General features: G+C 34.8%; 18 protein-coding genes. 5 read left to right on the top strand and 13 right to left on the bottom strand.

What is annotated here, in order from left to right; all coding sequences use genetic code 11:
• Nucleotides 1–131: 131 nt before the first annotated feature.
• The 3 genes from hpf to rpsU all read right to left on the bottom strand — a co-directional run bounded on the left by hpf (nucleotide 132) and on the right by rpsU (nucleotide 1728).
• A complete protein-coding gene (hpf, locus tag HDC90_RS20095) occupies nucleotides 132–479 on the bottom strand; it encodes a ribosome hibernation-promoting factor, HPF/YfiA family (protein ID WP_184469584.1) in 348 nt (115 codons plus the stop codon).
• A gap of 14 nt (nucleotides 480–493) precedes the next feature.
• The gene (locus HDC90_RS20090; protein ID WP_184469582.1) at nucleotides 494–1375 is read right to left on the bottom strand and encodes a tyrosine-type recombinase/integrase; all 882 of its coding nucleotides are present in this window, start codon (nucleotides 1373–1375) and stop codon (nucleotides 494–496) included.
• 158 nt (nucleotides 1376–1533) lie between these two features.
• Complete coding sequence (rpsU, locus tag HDC90_RS20085; RefSeq protein ID WP_086549247.1) at nucleotides 1534–1728, bottom strand: 30S ribosomal protein S21; 195 nt, start codon at nucleotides 1726–1728, stop codon at nucleotides 1534–1536.
• Between the two features lie 168 nt (nucleotides 1729–1896).
• Between rpsU and HDC90_RS20080 the strand changes: the two genes are divergently transcribed.
• Nucleotides 1897–2283 (top strand): hypothetical protein, encoded by a 387-nt coding sequence (locus HDC90_RS20080; protein WP_184469580.1) that lies wholly within the window; start codon nucleotides 1897–1899, stop codon nucleotides 2281–2283.
• Between the two features lie 106 nt (nucleotides 2284–2389).
• On the opposite strand, the gene HDC90_RS20075 is transcribed toward HDC90_RS20080, so the two are convergent.
• The 3 genes from HDC90_RS20075 to HDC90_RS20065 form a co-directional block, all read right to left on the bottom strand.
• The gene (locus HDC90_RS20075) at nucleotides 2390–2563 is read right to left on the bottom strand and encodes a DUF6496 domain-containing protein (protein ID WP_167343677.1); all 174 of its coding nucleotides are present in this window, start codon (nucleotides 2561–2563) and stop codon (nucleotides 2390–2392) included.
• Between the two features lie 241 nt (nucleotides 2564–2804).
• The gene (locus HDC90_RS20070) at nucleotides 2805–3956 is read right to left on the bottom strand and encodes an acyl-CoA dehydrogenase (protein ID WP_184469578.1); all 1152 of its coding nucleotides are present in this window, start codon (nucleotides 3954–3956) and stop codon (nucleotides 2805–2807) included.
• Between the two features lie 579 nt (nucleotides 3957–4535).
• On the bottom strand, nucleotides 4536–5435 hold the full coding sequence (locus tag HDC90_RS20065) for a ComEA family DNA-binding protein (protein WP_184469576.1): 900 nt from the start codon (nucleotides 5433–5435) through the stop codon (nucleotides 4536–4538).
• Between the two features lie 95 nt (nucleotides 5436–5530).
• On the opposite strand from HDC90_RS20065, the gene HDC90_RS20060 reads away from it, so the two are divergent.
• The 3 genes from HDC90_RS20060 to HDC90_RS20050 all read left to right on the top strand — a co-directional run bounded on the left by HDC90_RS20060 (nucleotide 5531) and on the right by HDC90_RS20050 (nucleotide 9221).
• Nucleotides 5531–7282, top strand: a complete 1752-nt coding sequence (locus HDC90_RS20060; protein ID WP_184469574.1) for a lysophospholipid acyltransferase family protein — start codon at nucleotides 5531–5533, stop codon at nucleotides 7280–7282.
• Between the two features lie 383 nt (nucleotides 7283–7665).
• Nucleotides 7666–8820 (top strand): hypothetical protein, encoded by a 1155-nt coding sequence (locus tag HDC90_RS20055; RefSeq protein WP_184469572.1) that lies wholly within the window; start codon nucleotides 7666–7668, stop codon nucleotides 8818–8820.
• Nucleotides 8821–8945: 125 nt separating this feature from the next.
• Nucleotides 8946–9221: a hypothetical protein gene (locus HDC90_RS20050; RefSeq protein ID WP_184469570.1), complete on the top strand. Its 276-nt coding sequence runs from the start codon at nucleotides 8946–8948 to the stop codon at nucleotides 9219–9221.
• On the opposite strand, the gene HDC90_RS20045 is transcribed toward HDC90_RS20050, so the two are convergent.
• On the bottom strand, nucleotides 9218–9370 hold the full coding sequence (locus HDC90_RS20045; RefSeq protein WP_184469568.1) for a hypothetical protein: 153 nt from the start codon (nucleotides 9368–9370) through the stop codon (nucleotides 9218–9220). The two genes, HDC90_RS20050 and HDC90_RS20045, sit on opposite strands and share 4 nt — an antisense overlap.
• A 148-nt stretch (nucleotides 9371–9518) precedes the next feature.
• Between HDC90_RS20045 and HDC90_RS20040 the strand changes: the two genes are divergently transcribed.
• Entirely contained in the window at nucleotides 9519–9824 is a 306-nt protein-coding gene (locus HDC90_RS20040; RefSeq protein ID WP_184469566.1) for a hypothetical protein, read from the top strand.
• Nucleotides 9825–10028: 204 nt separating this feature from the next.
• On the opposite strand, the gene HDC90_RS25580 is transcribed toward HDC90_RS20040, so the two are convergent.
• From HDC90_RS25580 to HDC90_RS20015, 6 genes are all read right to left on the bottom strand, one after another.
• On the bottom strand, nucleotides 10029–10151 hold the full coding sequence (locus tag HDC90_RS25580; RefSeq protein WP_255497773.1) for a hypothetical protein: 123 nt from the start codon (nucleotides 10149–10151) through the stop codon (nucleotides 10029–10031).
• A 169-nt stretch (nucleotides 10152–10320) separates the two neighbouring features.
• The gene (locus HDC90_RS20035) at nucleotides 10321–11538 is read right to left on the bottom strand and encodes a M57 family metalloprotease (RefSeq protein WP_184469563.1); all 1218 of its coding nucleotides are present in this window, start codon (nucleotides 11536–11538) and stop codon (nucleotides 10321–10323) included.
• 777 nt (nucleotides 11539–12315) lie between these two features.
• Complete coding sequence (locus HDC90_RS25780; RefSeq protein ID WP_370576656.1) at nucleotides 12316–12507, bottom strand: DUF4372 domain-containing protein; 192 nt, start codon at nucleotides 12505–12507, stop codon at nucleotides 12316–12318.
• A 106-nt stretch (nucleotides 12508–12613) separates the two neighbouring features.
• Nucleotides 12614–14119, bottom strand: a complete 1506-nt coding sequence (locus tag HDC90_RS20025; RefSeq protein WP_184469559.1) for a hypothetical protein — start codon at nucleotides 14117–14119, stop codon at nucleotides 12614–12616.
• 71 nt (nucleotides 14120–14190) lie between these two features.
• Nucleotides 14191–16983: a TonB-dependent receptor gene (locus HDC90_RS20020; RefSeq protein ID WP_255497772.1), complete on the bottom strand. Its 2793-nt coding sequence runs from the start codon at nucleotides 16981–16983 to the stop codon at nucleotides 14191–14193.
• 112 nt (nucleotides 16984–17095) lie between these two features.
• Nucleotides 17096–17611 carry a DUF962 domain-containing protein gene (locus HDC90_RS20015; RefSeq protein WP_184469558.1) on the bottom strand — a complete coding sequence of 172 codons (516 nt, stop codon included), beginning with the start codon at nucleotides 17609–17611 and terminating at the stop codon, nucleotides 17096–17098.
• Between the last annotated feature and the right edge of the window lie 157 nt (nucleotides 17612–17768).

Raw genomic sequence — 17768 nt, 5'->3', positions numbered from 1 at the left:
AAAAAGTATTCTCAACATAGATCTCTCGGCTACGTTTCACTCCGCTCGAGATGACGATAGCAAAGGAAAACAAAAAGAGCGGCACATTAAATTGTACCGCTCCGCTACATTGTAATATTGGAGAGATTTTACTAATAATCTTTCGTTATAATCTCACTTAAAATTGCTTTATCCTCAATTAACTTTGCACGTGTTTTATCTTTATGTTTCGTAATCTGCTTTCTTAATGATTCGATTGCCAGATCTGTGGCTTCTTCAAATGATTTACATTGTTCTTTAGCGAAGAGGGTACCTCCAGGTACAATGAGTTTAATCTCACTGATCTTATTGGCCTCGTCCTCTACGTTCTCTAACTTTAAATACACTTCTCCGCTGATGATCTGGTCGAAAAACTGATCTAGCTTATTTGCTTTTTTCTGTATAAAATCTAACAACTTACTGTCTGCACTGAAGTGGATTGATTGAACTCCGATTTTCATTTTTCCTCCTTTTTTTACGCCTTTGGATGGGCTTGTTTATAAATTGTTTTTAATCTTTCGATCGAATTGTGGGTGTAAACCTGGGTTGCTGCTAAACTGGCATGGCCCAAAAGTTCTTTAATTGCATTCAGATCTGCTCCTGCATTTAACAGGCTTGTTGCATAACTGTGCCGGAGCACGTGGGGACTTTTCTTCTCATTGGTTGATACGTGGTTTAGGTATGAGGTAACAATACGGTATATCAATTTTGGATATGCCGCTGCACCTGTATTGGTAACGATTAAGATAAGCAAATTGTTATTAAAGTTTTGCAACTTTTTTAGGTCAATATAGGTATTTACCTGATTGATAAGCTGTTTATTTACAGGAATAATTCTTTCTTTATTCCTTTTACCCAATACCTTTATCGTTCCTGAATAAATATTGATATCACTATCTTTTAGCTGCAGCAGCTCTGTTAAACGCATGCCCGTTCCAAAAAGCAGTTCGATTACCAAATGATCGCGAACGGAAGGGAAACTTTCATCGAAATATTGCTGCGAATCCAATAAATGATCCATCTTTTGTGCATCAACAAAAACAGGCAGCCTTTTAGGTATTTTTGGCGCTTTAATTAAAGCCGTGGGATTTTGATCAATCTTTCCGGTTCTGTGCAAAAATTTATAAAAGCTCCGCAAAGCTGAAAGTTTTCTATTAATGGTCTGTTCCGATAGCTTTTCCTCCATCAGCTCAACCAGATAACTGCGCAAATGGGTATGTTTTACTTCAATAAGATCCAGTTCCGATCTGTTAACAAATTCCTCAAATTGATTCAAATCTGCTTGATAAGAAGTAACGGTATACGGAGAATAGCGCTTCTCGTGAGTTAAATAGGTGATAAAACTTTTTAGCAACATTCAATAACTTTTTGCGGGGTATTGATATGAAGTTACAAATAGTTTTGATATAAAGAAATCATTAATTCATTGTTTATTGTAAAGTTTTTCATTTCTTTTTAAAACAAAAAAGTCCCAATCAAACGATTGGGACTTTAATGTATTTATATCTTAAACAACTATGCAGTTGTATCTTGATTCATATTCTGAATGTAAACAGCATGTTTAATTTCAGTACGGCGAGCAACGGATTTTTTCTCGTATGCTTGGCGACTACGTAGTTCTCTCAATACACCAGTTTTTTCAAACTTTTTCTTGAAACGTTTAAGGGCTTTATCTAATGATTCGCCGTCTTTAATGTTGATAATGATCATAACGCTGAAATACCTCCTCTCGTGGTTTTTAAATTTTCCCGTGTTATCGGGGCTGCAAATGTAAGCAAAATATTGAAAATGAGAAAGATTTATAAAAAGAAATTTTTATTTAAATCATTCATTAAACTAAACTGTTGTTTACTTACATTTATATATACATTATATCATATGACAACAGGCAAAAAAGTAGGCTCAATTATCGCAGTTATAGTCGTTATTTTACTCGTAGCAGTTTGCTATTACCGGTATTTCTTTGTTTTTGGCGAAGGCGTAAAAGCCGGCGAATTAAATTATGTAGTAAAAAAAGGTTACGTATTTAAAACCTACGAAGGGAAATTGATCCAAAGCGGAATCAAATCCAGACAAACAGGAACGCTACAGAACAACGAATTCGAATTTTCTATCGCTAACCAGGAAATTGCTGAAAAAATGATGGCCAATAGCGGCAAATTTTTCGAATTACACTACAAAGAATATAAACACACCCTGCCATGGCGTGGATTTAGTGTTTATGTTGTGGATAGCATTTTAACTACGAAAGATATATCGCAATAAGCTGAAAGTCCAAAGACCAAAGCAAAAAGCGGCACTTAACTTCATCAAGAGTTGTGCTAATCAATTTCAAATTAGCTTTGACCTTTTGGCTTTAGTTTTTAAGCTTTTAACCTTTCTTAGGCACCTTTGCCCCTTCTTTCCTGGCTTCCGATAATCCGATAGCAATTGCCTGCTTTTTGGAAGTCACTTTTTTACCTGATCCGCTTTTAAGCTTACCTTCTTTCATTTCGTGCATGGTTTTTTCTACTTTCTCACCAGCTTTTTCTGAATACTTTGCCATATTTTTAGTTCATTAGTGCAACGGTTCATTGGTCATTTGTTCATTGGTAACTGCCAATTGCCAACTGAAAACTGTTTATTGCTTTAGTCTTAACATTAAATCAAGGTGGGAGGTTTTAAAATTTTAAAACAAAAAAATCCGGAAGTGGTTAAACCGTCCGGATTACTCATAATATATTTGGTTTGTTGTTTTCTTAAAAATGCATCAATTTGCTTTGGTCTTTAAGCTTTCTGCTTTAACCTTAACTCAATACTTCTCTGGCAATTACAATTTTTTGTATTTCTGATGTTCCCTCTCCTATTGTACATAATTTACTATCCCGATAAAATTTCTCAACCGGAAAGTCCTTAGTATAACCATAACCACCAAATATCTGAACGGCATCTGTAGCTACCTTTACCGAAACTTCTGAGGCAAAATATTTCGCCATTGCCGATTCTTTTGTCATAGGCAAATGCCTGTTCTTTAAATCTGCCGCCTGTCTGATCAATAACTCTGCTGCTTCAATCTCTGTAGCCATATCAGCCAGTTTAAAACTAATGGCCTGGAAGCTGGAGATTGGCTGACCAAACTGCTGGCGTTGCTTCGAATAGGCTACAGCAGCATCAAAAGCACCTTTTGCAATTCCTAAGGCCAATGCAGCAATAGAAATTCTTCCACCGTCTAAAACCTTCATGGCCTGTTTAAAACCTTCGCCAACATTGCCCAACAAATTGGCTTTCGGTACGCGGCAATTATCAAAAATCATTTCTGTGGTTTCTGACGCCCGCATTCCCAGTTTATTTTCCTTTTTCCCCGCGGTAAAGCCAGGTGTACCGCGCTCTACTACAATGGCTGAAATTCCTTTCGAACTCCCCTGCTCTCCTGTCCTTACCATAACAACCGCAATATCGCCGCTTTTGCCATGGGTAATCCAATTTTTTGATCCATTAATAATGTAATCGTCGCCATCTTCAACAGCGGTGGTCAACATTCTTAGGGCATCTGAACCTGTATTGGCTTCGGTTAATCCCCAGGCACCAATCCACTCGGCTGTTGCCAGTTTTGGCAACCACCTTTGTTTCTGTTCTTCGTTGGCAAAAGCCAGAATATGACCAGTACATAAAGAATTGTGTGCAGCTAATGATAAGCCGATTGAACCACAAACTCGCGCTACTTCTACAATTACATCAACATACTCCTGGTAGCCCAATCCAGAGCCTCCATATTCTTCGGGAACTAAAACGCCCATTAATCCTAATTCCCCAAGCTGTTTAAACAATTCAACAGGGAAATATTGTGCCTCATCCCATTCCATTATATGTGGACGAATGTTTTTCTCTGCAAAATCGCGGACCATGGCCTTTACACTCTGCTGAGTTTCTGTTTCTGAAAAATCGAAGCTTACGCTCATTAAATTTATATTTTGTAGTTAGTTACGGCAATTATAAACAATTATTTGATAGTTAGTTACTATTAAATATTTGTGCCGTTACAGAATGAAATGGTATTCGGTTCAATTAGTTTATCGGTTAATTTTAAACCTTGAAAATTAAGGAAGAATATTTTTTATGATTTTTTACAACTTAAACTGTATGATGGCTCGCGGGAAGAACTAATAGCGCAAAGAGCAGGAACAAATGTGCTTATGAATATAGGTTTTGCTTTTCAAAAAAAGGAATATTTAAATGTGGGCTGTTTTTAGGAAAGCAGGTTTGGAAGCGTTTAGGATAATGTAGCCCCACTGTCCACTTTACTTTGTGCCCGCTTCCATTGGGTTTAGGTGGCGCGGCAGTTACTAAGATTTGATTTAGGGTCGCAGGGCGCAGAAACAATGTGCTCTAAATTATTTGCAAAAACTTGCAGCACTATCCTGCATATCTAAACCTGATCGTAGCGAACACGGAGTGCAACGGAGTAAAGCGAAGAGCAGGAACAAGCGCTCCCATGAAATACAGGTTTTGCTTTCCAAAACCAAAAATAAATATTCCTTCTAAAAAGAAACATAAGGGGTAATTTTATCTATAACCTGTTGGTTTAAAAGCACAACTCTTTTCAGATCGGCTATGCTGGAATAATTGCCATGCTGTTTGCGGTATTGAATAATGGCATTGATCTGTTTGAAGGAAAGATAGGGATTACGCTTTAAATCGTTAAAAGTTGCTGTATTTATATTTATTGTTTTTAATGGGATATTACTGATTTCAATCTGATCTTTAATTTCTGCATACTTATTAGAATCTAAACCATAAACTTCAAGAAGTTGTTCTTTTTTGTAAAAACCGCCTAAGCGTTCGCGGTATTTGATAATTCTGAGTGCAAAAGTTCCGCCAATACCTTTAATCTCATCCAACCGTGCCGAGTCTGCCTGATTAATATCAACAATTACCGAAGCTTTTTTAGCAAACTCCTTTTTTTCGAAAGGTATATACTTTTTTGAAGCATGGATAGGCTGATCGGGTATGTTGGCATAAGGCAGTATCTTTTTATACATTTCTGGCGAAATAGTATACATTTTCTGAAGATCTTCTGGTTTGTAAAATTTGCCGCCTTTAGCGGTATAATTTATAATAGATTGCGCCTGTTTTGCCGACAGACCTAGAGCCTGCCAACCTTCAACATCTAAAGTGTTGGGATTGAACTTAAAAAGCTTAACTGTTTTTTCAGGGTTTGTATTTTCAATCCGATCGCGGATGGTATTGGCATATACCTGATCTGTAATGCTTATTTTCTGAATTTGTGCCAAAAGATTCGGATCATCTTTCAAATTTGGCTGACAATAACCGTATATAACAGGTGTAGCCCTAATTACAATAATAATAGAGACCAGAAACAGTAGCCCGTTGAATTCACTTTTGCTAACACCAAAATTTTTGTTGAACCAAATTCTCATTGATGCGATATGACATGTGGATTATAAATATAAATCTTATTTTTGGGATTGCAAAACAGAATAGGTTTTGCCTATCAACAATCTAAGAATTTTATATGAAGATCATAACTACATCTGAGTTTGCGAAAGCAACAAAGATAGATAAGCTAGGTGTACCAGGTTTAGCAGGTTTGATGATGGAGATCATGAAACTGAACGATATCAACGACGTATTTGCTCAAAATCAACACTTTAAAGGCTTAGAATTTATAGACAAGATATTAGAAACCATTGGTGTTTCTATAGAATTTGATGATGATGATTTAAACAGCATTCCAAAAACAGGCCCTTTTATTGCCATTGCAAATCACCCTTATGGTGGAGTAGAAGGCTTGGCTTTAGTTAAACTTTTATGCACGGTTAGGCCTGATGCCAAGGTAATGGTAAATTTCATTTTGAAAAAAATACCAAATCTTGATGAATTTTTTGTTGCCGTAAACCCTTTCGAAAATGTGCAGCATTCTTCAAGCATCAGTGGATTAAAAACTACTTTTGATTTGCTTAGAAATGGAACACCAATTGGTATTTTCCCTGCAGGAGAGGTTTCTACCTTTAAGTTAGATGCCCAACAGGTAACCGACAGGATGTGGCACCCTGTTGTTGGAAAACTGATTGCAAAAGCAAAAGTACCTGTTGTACCTATTTATTTCCATGGTAATAACGGTGTTTTCTTTAACATTTTAAGCTTTATACATCCTACACTGCGCACAGCAAAACTGCCATCAGAGTTTTTAAATAAACATGGGCGCACCATTAAGGTGCGGATTGGCAAACCAATTGCCGTATCTGAAATTTCGCATATGAACAGCAGCAATAAACTGATGGACTTTTTAAGGGCCCGTACATATGCGCTTGGTGTTGGTTTAGATACAGAGAAAAAACTCTTTAATCCGTTAAACTTATTTAAGATTAAAAAGAAACCTGCCGAGGTAATTGAAGAAACTTCGAGGGTTTTAATTAAAAACGAAGTAGCGGTTCTGGAAGATTTCAGGGTTTGGACGGAGAAAAATTACGAAGTATATATTGTTCCGACTTTAAAAATCCCGAATATTTTAAGAGAAATTGGCCGTTTACGCGAAATCACTTTCCGTGAGGTTGGTGAAGGAACCAACAAAAAAATTGATCTCGATAATTACGACATCTACTATAACCACTTATTTATATGGGATAAAGACCTTGAAAATATCGTAGGTGCATACCGGATTGGTAAAGGTGATGAAATTTTAGAAAGTATGGGTCGCCGTGGCTTCTATCTGTCAGAACTGTTTAAAATGAAAGATCAGTTCTACCCGATGTTGAGACAGGGGATCGAGCTGGGCAGATCGTGGATCAGAAAAGAATATCAAGGTAAACCACTTCCATTGTTTTTACTTTGGAAAGGCATTTTAAAATACCTTATCGATAATCCTCAATACCGTTACATGTTCGGGCCGGTGAGCATTAGCAACAATTTCTCTAAATTTAGTAAGGCCTTAATTGTAGATTACATTACCAAAAATCATTTCGATTATGAAATGGCGAAATATGTTAAACCCCGAAATAAATTCAAAGCCGATTTATTGCCTATTGCTACTGATACCTTGGTTGATAGTAGCGAATCATTTAAAGATTTAGATAGTATTATTGGCGACATTGAAAATTCGCATATTAAAATACCCGTACTATTGAGGCAATATATGAACCTAAATGCGAAAATTATCTCATTCAATATCGATCCTAAGTTTTCTGATTGTTTAGATGGTTTCTTAGTGGTTGATACACATAATATTCCACCAGAAATGCTCGAAAAGCTTGGCAAAAATCTATAAATAAATACAATAAAAAAACCCAGACATCCATCTGGGTTTTTTATTATCAACTAACCTAAACTTTATAAATACTAACCAAATATTTATGCCACAAAAGTAGGCCTGTCTTGTTAAATTGATATTAATGAAATGTTATTTATAGAATTTATTGATGCCGTATAGAGGGATATTACCAACACTATAATTTTCTTTAAAGCAGCAATTTCAAGTTCTTTGAATCAGCCTTAATGTTAACACTACGTTAAGCAATACCACAGTTATTCACATAAACAAATTGTTGCGTTTACATTAATAATAAGTAAATTTAATGTAACCAAATATAGAGCGGTTTGAAAAGAGGAATTTACATATATATTCTGAGGACTATTTTGTTCACCTGCCTGATGATGAATACCATCATCACAAATGGACAGAACTATTCTTTCGATTTTTATGATGGAACTTTCAATTTTAGTGTCGATTCTTCAGTAGTTTTTCCCATACCCAAAACAGCAACTACGCCAGCCGTTTCTAACTTTTACTATCGTATCTCGTCAGGCAAATACACATCACTTATTTCGTCTTTAGAAAAATACCAGAAAAAATATAATCTAAACGACTGGATTTATTATCAATTAATCCGTAAAACAGCCGAGCAGATTAGCCCAAAAGCAGATAATTATTTCGCTTATACCTTATACAAATGGTTTTTACTAAGTAAATGTGGTTATGATGCAAGGTTAGCGGTAGGCAACGATCAGGTAATCTTTTATGTAAGAAATGAAGAGGATATCAGCGATATTCCGTTTTTTATGATTGACGATAAAAAATTTATGTGCCTAAATTACCATGATTATGGCAAACTGTTTAAACAGACTGATACTTACAAGCCTGTTAAAATTTTAATTCCAGAGGCTAAAAATCCATTCTCTTATAAGGTAACCAGAATGCCAGATTTTAAACCAGAAAGTTATCAGGAAAAAGACATCGAATTTAGTTACCGCCAGAAAATTCACCATTTTAAGCTAAAAGTTAATAAAGATGTGCAAACCATTTTTAAAAACTATCCGGTAGTAGATTTTGAAAGTTATTTTAATATTCCTTTGAGCAGAGAAACATACAGCTCTCTTATTCCTACCTTAAAAGAAAACCTGAAACACATGGATCAGAAAAAAGGTGTTGATTACCTGATGCGATTTACCCGTTATGGTTTTTTATATGAAGATGATAGTGAAAATTTCGGGATGGAAAAACGTTTCTCCCCAGAACAAACATTATTAAGTACCTACAGCGATTGCGATGATCGGGCTGCGTTATTTTTTTACCTGGTAAAGGAAATATATAACCTGCCGATGATTGCCCTGCTTTACCCTAAACATTTAACAATTGCCGTACAGTTTGATAAACCAGTTGGCGAACCAGTTACTTATAAAGGCAAGAAATATTCGTATTGTGAGCCTACACCCCAGTCTCAAAATCTAAAAATCGGACAACTTTCTTCAAATTTCAAGAACAGTAAATACGAAGTTGTTTATGCTTACGAGCCTACTAGGAAATAAAAGAAATAAACTTTTTATATTAAATTAATGTTAAAAAATAGTTATTTTATCAATAACAGGTTGATTCATTAGCTATTTAAGGTAATTTAGATTTCTCATATTGAGTTAAATCTAAAACCTTGTCTATGTCTGCTGTTATCTATACTGTTTTAAAAGAATTTTTTGTTGAGGTAAACGGTCATGCTATTAAGGCTAGAATTATGTCGCCAATTAATGATGGCAAAGTTTTCGTTTTCAAAATCAGTTCATTTTACAAAAGCAAAACTGATTCTGATGCCTACGAACCGGCATCAACATTTACTTCTTACGCAAATGCCGAACGGCATTTACTTCAATACCTGGAAGGTTTCCAGAATACACTCGATCTGGGCGGAGATATAGCGCCAGGAAATACTTTTTAGCTGTTTTCTTTATCGTCTTTCTCAGGTGGAAGTTCTGACTGGATTACCTCTTCTTCAAATTCCTTTTTGTCTTTTTGGTTTCTTTTGATAAGATAAACGATTAAAATGGCAACTAAAATAATTACTCCGATTAATACTGGATAGTTCATATTCGTTGGATTAAAACCTAATCGATCTGATTTAAACTAAGTTATAGGAAATATTTTACATGTTAACTACACGCGCAAGTATTAACATAATGATAATATTAATTTAACTTTACGATTCTCTATCTTTGGGAAAACCCATAAGTTTTAGATGAAAAAGAACAAATCCAAGTCGAAAAATCATTCGACAAGCAAAAAACTACGCAAAGAATTAGAATCGAAATTAGCCCTTGCATTTAACGAACTTGTTATCCAGTACGGCAAAGCCAAAAAAGCAGATAAAGTAATCGAAAAATTTGCAAAGCAATTAACTAAAAAAGTTACTTTCGCCACTCAAGATGATTCTATAACGCCATATATCAAAGAAGAGCAAGCTGTAGCTGCAACTCCAAAGGCGAAAGCCGTTAAACCTGCTGCTGTAAAGAAAGCAGTAAAAAAAGAGCCAATAGCAGAGTAAATTAAAATTTAATTAGTCGAATACGTTCATAAAAAGCTTTTTTATAGCGATACCACTTTTAAATAAAAAAGCTGGACAATTTTCTAATGGAAATTATCCAGCTTTTTTTGTTCTATTTCAGCTAAAATACATTATCAACGAAATATAAAATACAAAAAGCCAAATAGAGATATCTGGCTTTTTGTATTTTATACTCTTAAAGGCCTAATAAACGTTAGTTTGAGGTGTAAAGTTAGCCCAACCTGCTGTCCAGTCTGTAGTACCAAAAGCACCACGGTGAGTTACTGTTTCAAAACCATTAAATCCTGTAAAGCTTGCGCCAGCCAATAATATCGATCCTGTGTTTAAAGTAAACTTCAGTGTCGCACCTAAGTCGAAAACACTAGCATCAATACCTAAGTCTTCTCATTTCGGATAAGTTTCGTTTGCAAAGAATCTCAAGTATAAATAAGCTTTTAAGGAATAATCAAATATCATGTTGAATAATCAAAATCTATTAGTCCCAGAAAAAATTAAATGCCTTAGTCATATCATTTATAGAAGGATTATCATCTGAAATTATTTTTAACTGGACATAGAAATAATCATGAGTAGACGGCTGTAAATAATACCTATAATTATTACTACCTATAAAAGAACCATTATTTGGAATATTTGAAGCTATAATGCCTTTACTTACTCCATATTGATAAATTTCAATTGAAACAGTTGATGATGATACTAAATTACTATTCCATGTAATTTCCGGATGTAAATCAGAATCACCATAACCAGCAAAAGGACTAACGTCATTTATCCAATTATCATACAAACTATATGGATAAAGTGTTTGAGCTGCAATAATATCATAAGAAGAAAATGAATTCCAATTTGGAACAGATTGAAAACTTGAGCCATTATTCATTATAGAAGATGGATCAGTCGCGGGTGTCCCTGGTATCTGGATAGCACCTTCTGGAGCATTATATTCTCTCCAGTCTGATTGCCAATTGGTATGTCTAAAACCTAAACAATGTCCTAATTCATGACTTAGTACAAAGATTTTTTGCCCTTCCGATAAACTAACATTTGTATTTATATGAATGCTATAGCCAGCATTATCCGAACTTGGAAACTCAGCATAAGCATAAGAACTAGGGTATAGCGGAACTCCTTCAATAATTGTTATTGCATTATCTGTATATTGATTCGTCCATTTGTTATTAAAATCATTATAGAAACTTATTTTACAGTTTGGAATATTCTGCCAGTTTTCGGTCGCTACTTTCCAAGCAGAACTCCACGGAGCACCATAGGGGTTAGGATATGAATCGTAGTAAACTTTTATATTTTCAACATTATGAGATGAAATTATACCAATTGTACGCCACTGAGATATTTTACCAGGTATACTTCCAGGCGAACTCATCTGAATGGATTGTTTTAAATTAGTTGAAAAATCAGCACTGCCTTTCAAATATTGACTAACCTTTTTCAAATCAGACTTGTTTTTTTTAAACAACATATCGCCTTCGACTAAATAATACTCTCCAACATCCTTTATGTTTTCAGATTTCACACCACTGTTAATTATTAAATTATAGAGTTGTTCATCCGTATTAAGTACAGTTTCTTTTTCTACTGTTAAGTTCTCTTTTTTACAACTAGTGATTGTAATAAGCCCAATAACCATAACTATTACGATTTTAAGAGCATTAATTTTTAGATTTTTCATAATTTAAAATACTAGTCTCATATTAACATTTTGTTATTACAACATTAAACCTACCTGTTGTGCATTTGGCTCAAATGCTCTAAATCTAGGTTTTGAATTCTATATATAAAGAACGACCTCAACAACTTTCTAAAATCTTTATATAAGAATGAATATTATCGATTTATATTAAGCATATAACAGAGCGTATTTGGATTAATCATAATGAGATTATATTACAAAATGCGTAAAAAGTGTTAAAATACTAAAAATCAACAAATTGAAAACTTAATTCTAAACACAACAGGATAAACTATATAAATGTAAATTATTTCATAAATACGATTATAACTATCCCCGTAAAACAATCTGATCGACAGTTGGTTACAATTCGATTCTTTGTATCGTTGTAATCTTTTTTCTTTAAGCAACTTATTTAAAGCGGTTTTTCTAGTAACGATATGCTTATTACCTGTAATATTCCGTAGATTGAACGGCTAATTTTAAGCTCTTCGGCTACTATTGCTATCAGACAGTAAGCTGTTATTGCTAAATAAAGTTGAATACGGACGGCATTTTCAGAAGTTCAACAAAAGGACTTGATCTTCAAATGCTATTTTATCCATATAAAAAACAGTTCTATCTGCCGGCGGGGTTCTTGTAATGAAGACGAACCAGTTTTGCCTTTTACCACAAAATCTTCATTAGTACGTTTGTTGCAGGCAATCCCAATCAGGTAATGAGCAAATTTTTCGACATTCTGCTGTTACATCTTTCGTTGGCTTTAGCAAGATTACTTCAGGTTATGCTTTTTCCAAGGCCTAAAAGATATGTTTTTTTACCATGAGCTTCAAATGTAATGCTTAGATCGTACAAACTGTCTTGGTTGGTAAGTTGGCCAAACAATTGGCTAAGAAAGTGACCATCCCAGCTACAGAAGATTCTATCACTCCATTTATCAAAGAAGAAAAGCTGCTCCTGCGGCTCCAAAAGCAGTTGTAGCAAAAGAGGTGGTTAAAAAAGAAGACGCGAGTAAATAAAACAAAAAAAGCCAATTGATAATATTCAACTGGCTTTTTTTGTTTTAAATTAGGTTTTATCTTACTGCACCTGGGGTAGTGTAAGCTAAAGATTGTGCATCAACAGCTGCCCAACCGGCTGCCCAATTATCTGTAGGGCCAAATGCACCTTTGTAAGCAACCGGTGTAAAAAATGCACCCGAAACTTTTGGATTGGTAAATGCAGCACCCGTAGCCGCTACCGAATTTGTAGATAATACAAAGTTTGGCGTACCCAATGTTGCGCCCGAACCAAAATCGCTACCATATAAATAGGCATTTGTATAAAGCGAGGATCCAAACAAATCTTTTGCAAAAACATTATCAGCACGAAGTTTAGCCTCAATAGCTGCAGCCGCAGCTGTATTGCTAACCAAAACCTCAGTATTTTTAGTGCCATAAATCAAATTATTAGCAATAACCATATTTCCGGAAGTGAAATTAGTTGATGTTGAATTAGCTGTTACCACCTTGGTATCGTCAATATATATCCCGATAGGAAAACCAGAAATTATTGAGTTTAAAATACTGATAGAAGAATTACGACGAATTTGTGCTCCGTGATAAAAATTTGCATTAAAAGCATCCCCAGCTTTTTTTATAGGTCCCAAAATGGTCACGTTTGAAAAAACAGCCGAAGTTTTTGGTGTTTGATCTGTACCAGTTCCGTTGTTGTCTGATTCAAAACCATTAGATTGCGATTGATCGGCAACGGTAGCCACACGTTGTGCCAATGCAAACTGTACATTACCCGAATAACCAAAATCTGTATCGAAATCATCATCCCAAGTGCCAATAGCCAATAAATGTTTTGCATTTACGGTGCCGCCAAACCACTCAAAAGCATCATCGCCAGAGCGGTAAACTTGTATATAATCAAGTGTAGTACCATTACCTACACCACCCATTGTTAAGCCATTAATCTCATTATCAACAGAAAAAGCAATGCCGCCATACTCTATACGAACATATTTCATCGTACCTGAATTATCAGCAACATCAATACCTCCGTAATAAATGTAATCCTTATCATTTTTACCTGTTGGCTGCACTAAACCACCTTCAATCTTAACGTCGGTACCTGTATTTACTGGTGCTTTACCTAAAAGAATAACGCCTCCCCAATCACCTTCTCTACGTGCGCCCGCTGCAGATGCAGATGTAAAAACAATTGGTTTCTCAACAGTACCAACAGCATTAATTTTTGCACCTCGGGTAACAATTAATGTACCTTTTGTAGCTTTATCGCCTTTGATAATTGTACCTGGCTCAATGGTTAATGTAGCATTGTTGCTTACAAACACAAAACCTTTTAACAAATAAATTTTATCGGCTGTCCAGGTGGTATTTGTATTAATTTCAGTAACACCAGCGCCTGTTCCGGTACTTGTATTATCACCTATCCCCGAAATTACAGTTACATTGCCAAAAGCATTACTGCCTGATGGGGCGTTAATCGATGCATCTTCTACAATAATGTTCTTTTTACAAGAAGTTGAGCATAAAATTACCGACAGTGCCAGTAAAATAAACTGATTTTTCATTTTTTATGATTTAATATTTTTATAATTGATATTTTGATTGTTATTATGTTACAGCATTATTTTTTTAACTATTAAAATGTGTAGTTAAACGATAATGAAATGTTAGTACCTGGTTTGTACGACATTGCTGTTTCATCGCCACCATTACCCAGGCTGCCATTATATTTTTTATCTCCGTTATAATCAAAGTAAATAATGCTTCTTTGATTTAAAATATCACTAACATTTAATTTAATTTCACCTTTTGATTTAATTACTTTATAACTTGCCTGAAAATCTAAAACATCTCTTGGATTTTCCCATGTGCTAGGGAAAACGATACCGCTTGCTTGCATTATTCGGCGGCCAATTTTATTATACAATAAACTAAAATTCAGTTTATTATCTAAGGCACTATGCTGCAAACCTGCATTAAATACATAAGGAGATTGCCCAACCATTGGCCTAACTTTATCAATATAATTTTGATCATCGGGGTTGGTTACTTTAGATTTAACCAACGATAAGTTAAAATAAGCAGTAGTATTTTTTAAAAATTCGTTATCGCTGATAAAACCTAAAGTTTTTCTGGCTTCAAACTCAAGCCCGTAAGAATAAGCTTTTTTTGTATTGAAATATGAAATATCGGGCGTAGATAAAACATCGTAGCGATATGATTCTATGGCATTTGTAAATTTCTTATAAAAAGCAGAAACCGATAAAATTTCGCCCGCATTTGGATAAATTTCGTAACGTAAATCGGCATTATCTATCGATGTTCTTTTTAAGTTAGGATTACCTTGTTGGTTGGCCAGCAACTCATAATCGTAATACGATGATAATGATAATTCTCTAAACTCCGGCCTAGCCAATGTACGATAATAGGAAGCTCTTAAATTGCTCTTTGCGTTTAAGCTATATGTTAAATTTACCGATGGCAAAAAATCCAACTTCGTATCATCAACATAGGTTTTAATATCATTTAGTAGCTGAACCTTATAATTTTCGATACGCACACCATAAACCGCCCTAAATTTTTCGGTTATTTTTTCATCTAACATTACGTAGCCGTAGTTGGTAAACGAATTGGCTTTATAATTATCTAAGTCACTACCAATTTCTTTCAACTCATAAACACCTGCATCAAATAACGATTGACTAAAAATTTCGGTAATTGGCAGTGCTCTGATTCTTTGTTGTTCATCAATATCATTAATGTTTAATTGTGCGCCTAAAAAGCGGGCAGTATAATTTCTATCACGATATTGAGAACCCAAACCAATTTTAAATGTGGTAGAGGCGTTAAATAGCTTAAACGGTGTAGAATAATTTACATCTCCAGAGTAAATGTTTTCGTTTAAATCTGCAAATAAACGGGTGTTATCCTTACCCAATGATGTAATGTTTGCTTGGTATAAAACACTTGGATCATTTTGAGCGGCCAAAGGCTTAGTATAGTTTATTTTTAATTGATTTGGCTGGTTGTTACCTACATTACTATATGAGGCTGTCCATTTTAATTTATTATTGCCTTCGCCAATTTGGTGGTCGCCTTCTAAAGTGGTTTTAAAAAGCGATTTCTGCATCACATCGTAAGCATAAAACTGGTTTAACGAGTTACCATCTTTTATACCAGCACGTGTGGTATAATTATCATCGTAATTTTTATTGTAGATGTTTTTAAAGCTGATTTTATTCTTGCCATAACTATATGCAAAATTGGCTAAAGCACCTAAATTAGTTGAGAATTTATATTGATTATCGTTGTAATTATAAACGTAAAAATTACGCTCAACATTTTGATTAATATTTTGTGCATTTCTATATGTTACGGAAAATAATGCACCAAACTTATCATTATTTTCGAAATGCTTTACCCTACCTAAGTTTAGTTGATAGTTTTGGGTTGGCAATGCATTTGTATTTTTGATGGCATTATCAGTTGGAAATGATTTTAATGCAGCCAAATTTTTTGATTTTGTTAAGCCCGAAGCTACTTCTGCTGCGCTTGGAAAATTTTCGGCCAATTGCTTTGCCCCATCTTCAAAACCCAAATAACTTAATGTATTTTTATTTGTAGCAGAAAAATCTTTAAAGGTTGATTGACTGTTATAGCCATAACCTATACCGAAAGATAAAAAGTTTTGATCTGGAATGTCTTTGGTTGTAATTTGAACAGCACCTCCGGCAAAATCTGCTGGCAAATCTGGTGTGGCCGTTTTACTAATTGTTATTTTATCAACCAAATTTGAGGGCACAATATCAAATGAGAATGCTTTTCTGTTTGGCTCTGTGCTTGGTAAAGTAGAATTATCAAGCGTTGCTGTATTATAACGATCGCTTAACCCACGAACCACAACAAATTTATTATCCTGAATAGTTGCACCACTGATTCTTTTTAAAACATCAGAAGTATTTTTATCTGGCGATTTTTTAATCTGGTCACTAGAAATACCATCAGAAATTAATGCGCTATTTTTTTGCTGCGCATACAATGTGTTGATAGATTCTTGCTTGTAACTTGCCTTAACAACAACCTCTTGAAGATTTTGACCGCCAGCTTCATTAAGCACCACATTCAAACTGGTAACCGCTGGCGATTTAACATCGATATCAGATACCTCTTTAGTTTGATAGCCCACATACGAAAACTCAAGTGTGTATTTTCCATTGGCCATAGCCTGTAAGGTGTACTTGCCATCAACATCCGTTGAAACACCTTTAGTTGTACCTTTAATTTTAACCGTTACCCCAATTAAGGTTTCGCCCGTTTTTTTATCGGTAACTGTTCCAGAAATTTTTCCTGTCTGCGCATACGAAAGTATGCTGATCGTCAAAGCGAACACAGTAAGTGCCGCTCTTTTAAAAGAGTTTAGTAATTCCAATTTGCCTTTATTTGATAAAGGCAAAACTATTACCACAATGTTAACTTTAAATTAGGCGTTAATTAACATTGTTTTACCTTAAGGTTAATTAAAAGTTAACTACTATTTTTGATCAGTAACGGATCCCCACTTTCTTGCAAATGAAGTGCAATAACCAAATCGGACCAATTAACAAGAATTTAACATCATCAAGGAATGATGGTTTTTTACCTTCTATTTTATGTCCAATGAACTGGCCTACCCAGGCTGCAACAAAAATAGCCGCATAAATGGCATAAGCAGTACCGCTGCCCAAGCCCACGGCCTGCTCAATCTTAACAATAAAATAGCTCATCAATCCTACTACCCAAATCATTAAAAAGAACAATACGGGCGATAGTGTAAAATAATAATACAAGCTAAAGGCCAACAGAAAAGAGGCCCAGTTAAAAAAACCGTTATAACGGCCTAAAAAGCCAATATGCGGAAAAGGGATCTGCCAGATTAAACCCAATAAGCTGAACACAATTAATGGAACACAGATCCAATGCACCAGTTTGTTTGTAGGGTTTTGATGGCTTTCGGCATACTTATCAAAAAGTATATCTACTGGTCGTTTTGGTTCGGTAGTAATGGTTTGCTTGCTCATTATGTAAAAATAAAAAAAAGCGATGGAATATCCATCGCTTAATATTTTGTTTATTAAACCGCTCGTCATGCTGAATTTATTTCACTGTTGTCCGGTTAAAATTGATTATTGAAGATAAATAAGGCTTATTGGCTAATTAAGGTTGTTTATGTTTTAA

This window comes from Pedobacter sp. AK013 (assembly GCF_014205835.1).
GTDB lineage: Bacteria > Bacteroidota > Bacteroidia > Sphingobacteriales > Sphingobacteriaceae > Pedobacter.
Note: the sequence above shows the minus strand (reverse complement) of the source record. Positions and strands in the feature narration are given on the sequence as shown.

Bases quoted from the DNA above. Each gene is read 5' to 3' on its own strand.
- HDC90_RS20025 (WP_184469559.1), bottom strand. From the start codon at position 14,119: ATGAAAAATCAGTTTATTTTACTGGCACTGTCGGTAATTTTATGCTCA.
- HDC90_RS20060 (WP_184469574.1), top strand. From the start codon at position 5,531: ATGAAGATCATAACTACATCTGAGTTTGCGAAAGCAACAAAGATAGAT.
- HDC90_RS20050 (WP_184469570.1), top strand. From the start codon at position 8,946: ATGTCTGCTGTTATCTATACTGTTTTAAAAGAATTTTTTGTTGAGGTA.
- hpf (WP_184469584.1), bottom strand. From the start codon at position 479: ATGAAAATCGGAGTTCAATCAATCCACTTCAGTGCAGACAGTAAGTTG.
- HDC90_RS20075 (WP_167343677.1), bottom strand. From the start codon at position 2,563: ATGGCAAAGTATTCAGAAAAAGCTGGTGAGAAAGTAGAAAAAACCATG.
- HDC90_RS20080 (WP_184469580.1), top strand. From the start codon at position 1,897: ATGACAACAGGCAAAAAAGTAGGCTCAATTATCGCAGTTATAGTCGTT.
- HDC90_RS20070 (WP_184469578.1), bottom strand. From the start codon at position 3,956: ATGAGCGTAAGCTTCGATTTTTCAGAAACAGAAACTCAGCAGAGTGTA.
- HDC90_RS20015 (WP_184469558.1), bottom strand. From the start codon at position 17,611: ATGAGCAAGCAAACCATTACTACCGAACCAAAACGACCAGTAGATATA.
- rpsU (WP_086549247.1), bottom strand. From the start codon at position 1,728: ATGATCATTATCAACATTAAAGACGGCGAATCATTAGATAAAGCCCTT.
- HDC90_RS20090 (WP_184469582.1), bottom strand. From the start codon at position 1,375: ATGTTGCTAAAAAGTTTTATCACCTATTTAACTCACGAGAAGCGCTAT.
- HDC90_RS20045 (WP_184469568.1), bottom strand. From the start codon at position 9,370: ATGAACTATCCAGTATTAATCGGAGTAATTATTTTAGTTGCCATTTTA.
- HDC90_RS20065 (WP_184469576.1), bottom strand. From the start codon at position 5,435: ATGAGAATTTGGTTCAACAAAAATTTTGGTGTTAGCAAAAGTGAATTC.
- HDC90_RS20035 (WP_184469563.1), bottom strand. From the start codon at position 11,538: ATGAAAAATCTAAAAATTAATGCTCTTAAAATCGTAATAGTTATGGTT.
- HDC90_RS20055 (WP_184469572.1), top strand. From the start codon at position 7,666: ATGATGAATACCATCATCACAAATGGACAGAACTATTCTTTCGATTTT.
- HDC90_RS20040 (WP_184469566.1), top strand. From the start codon at position 9,519: ATGAAAAAGAACAAATCCAAGTCGAAAAATCATTCGACAAGCAAAAAA.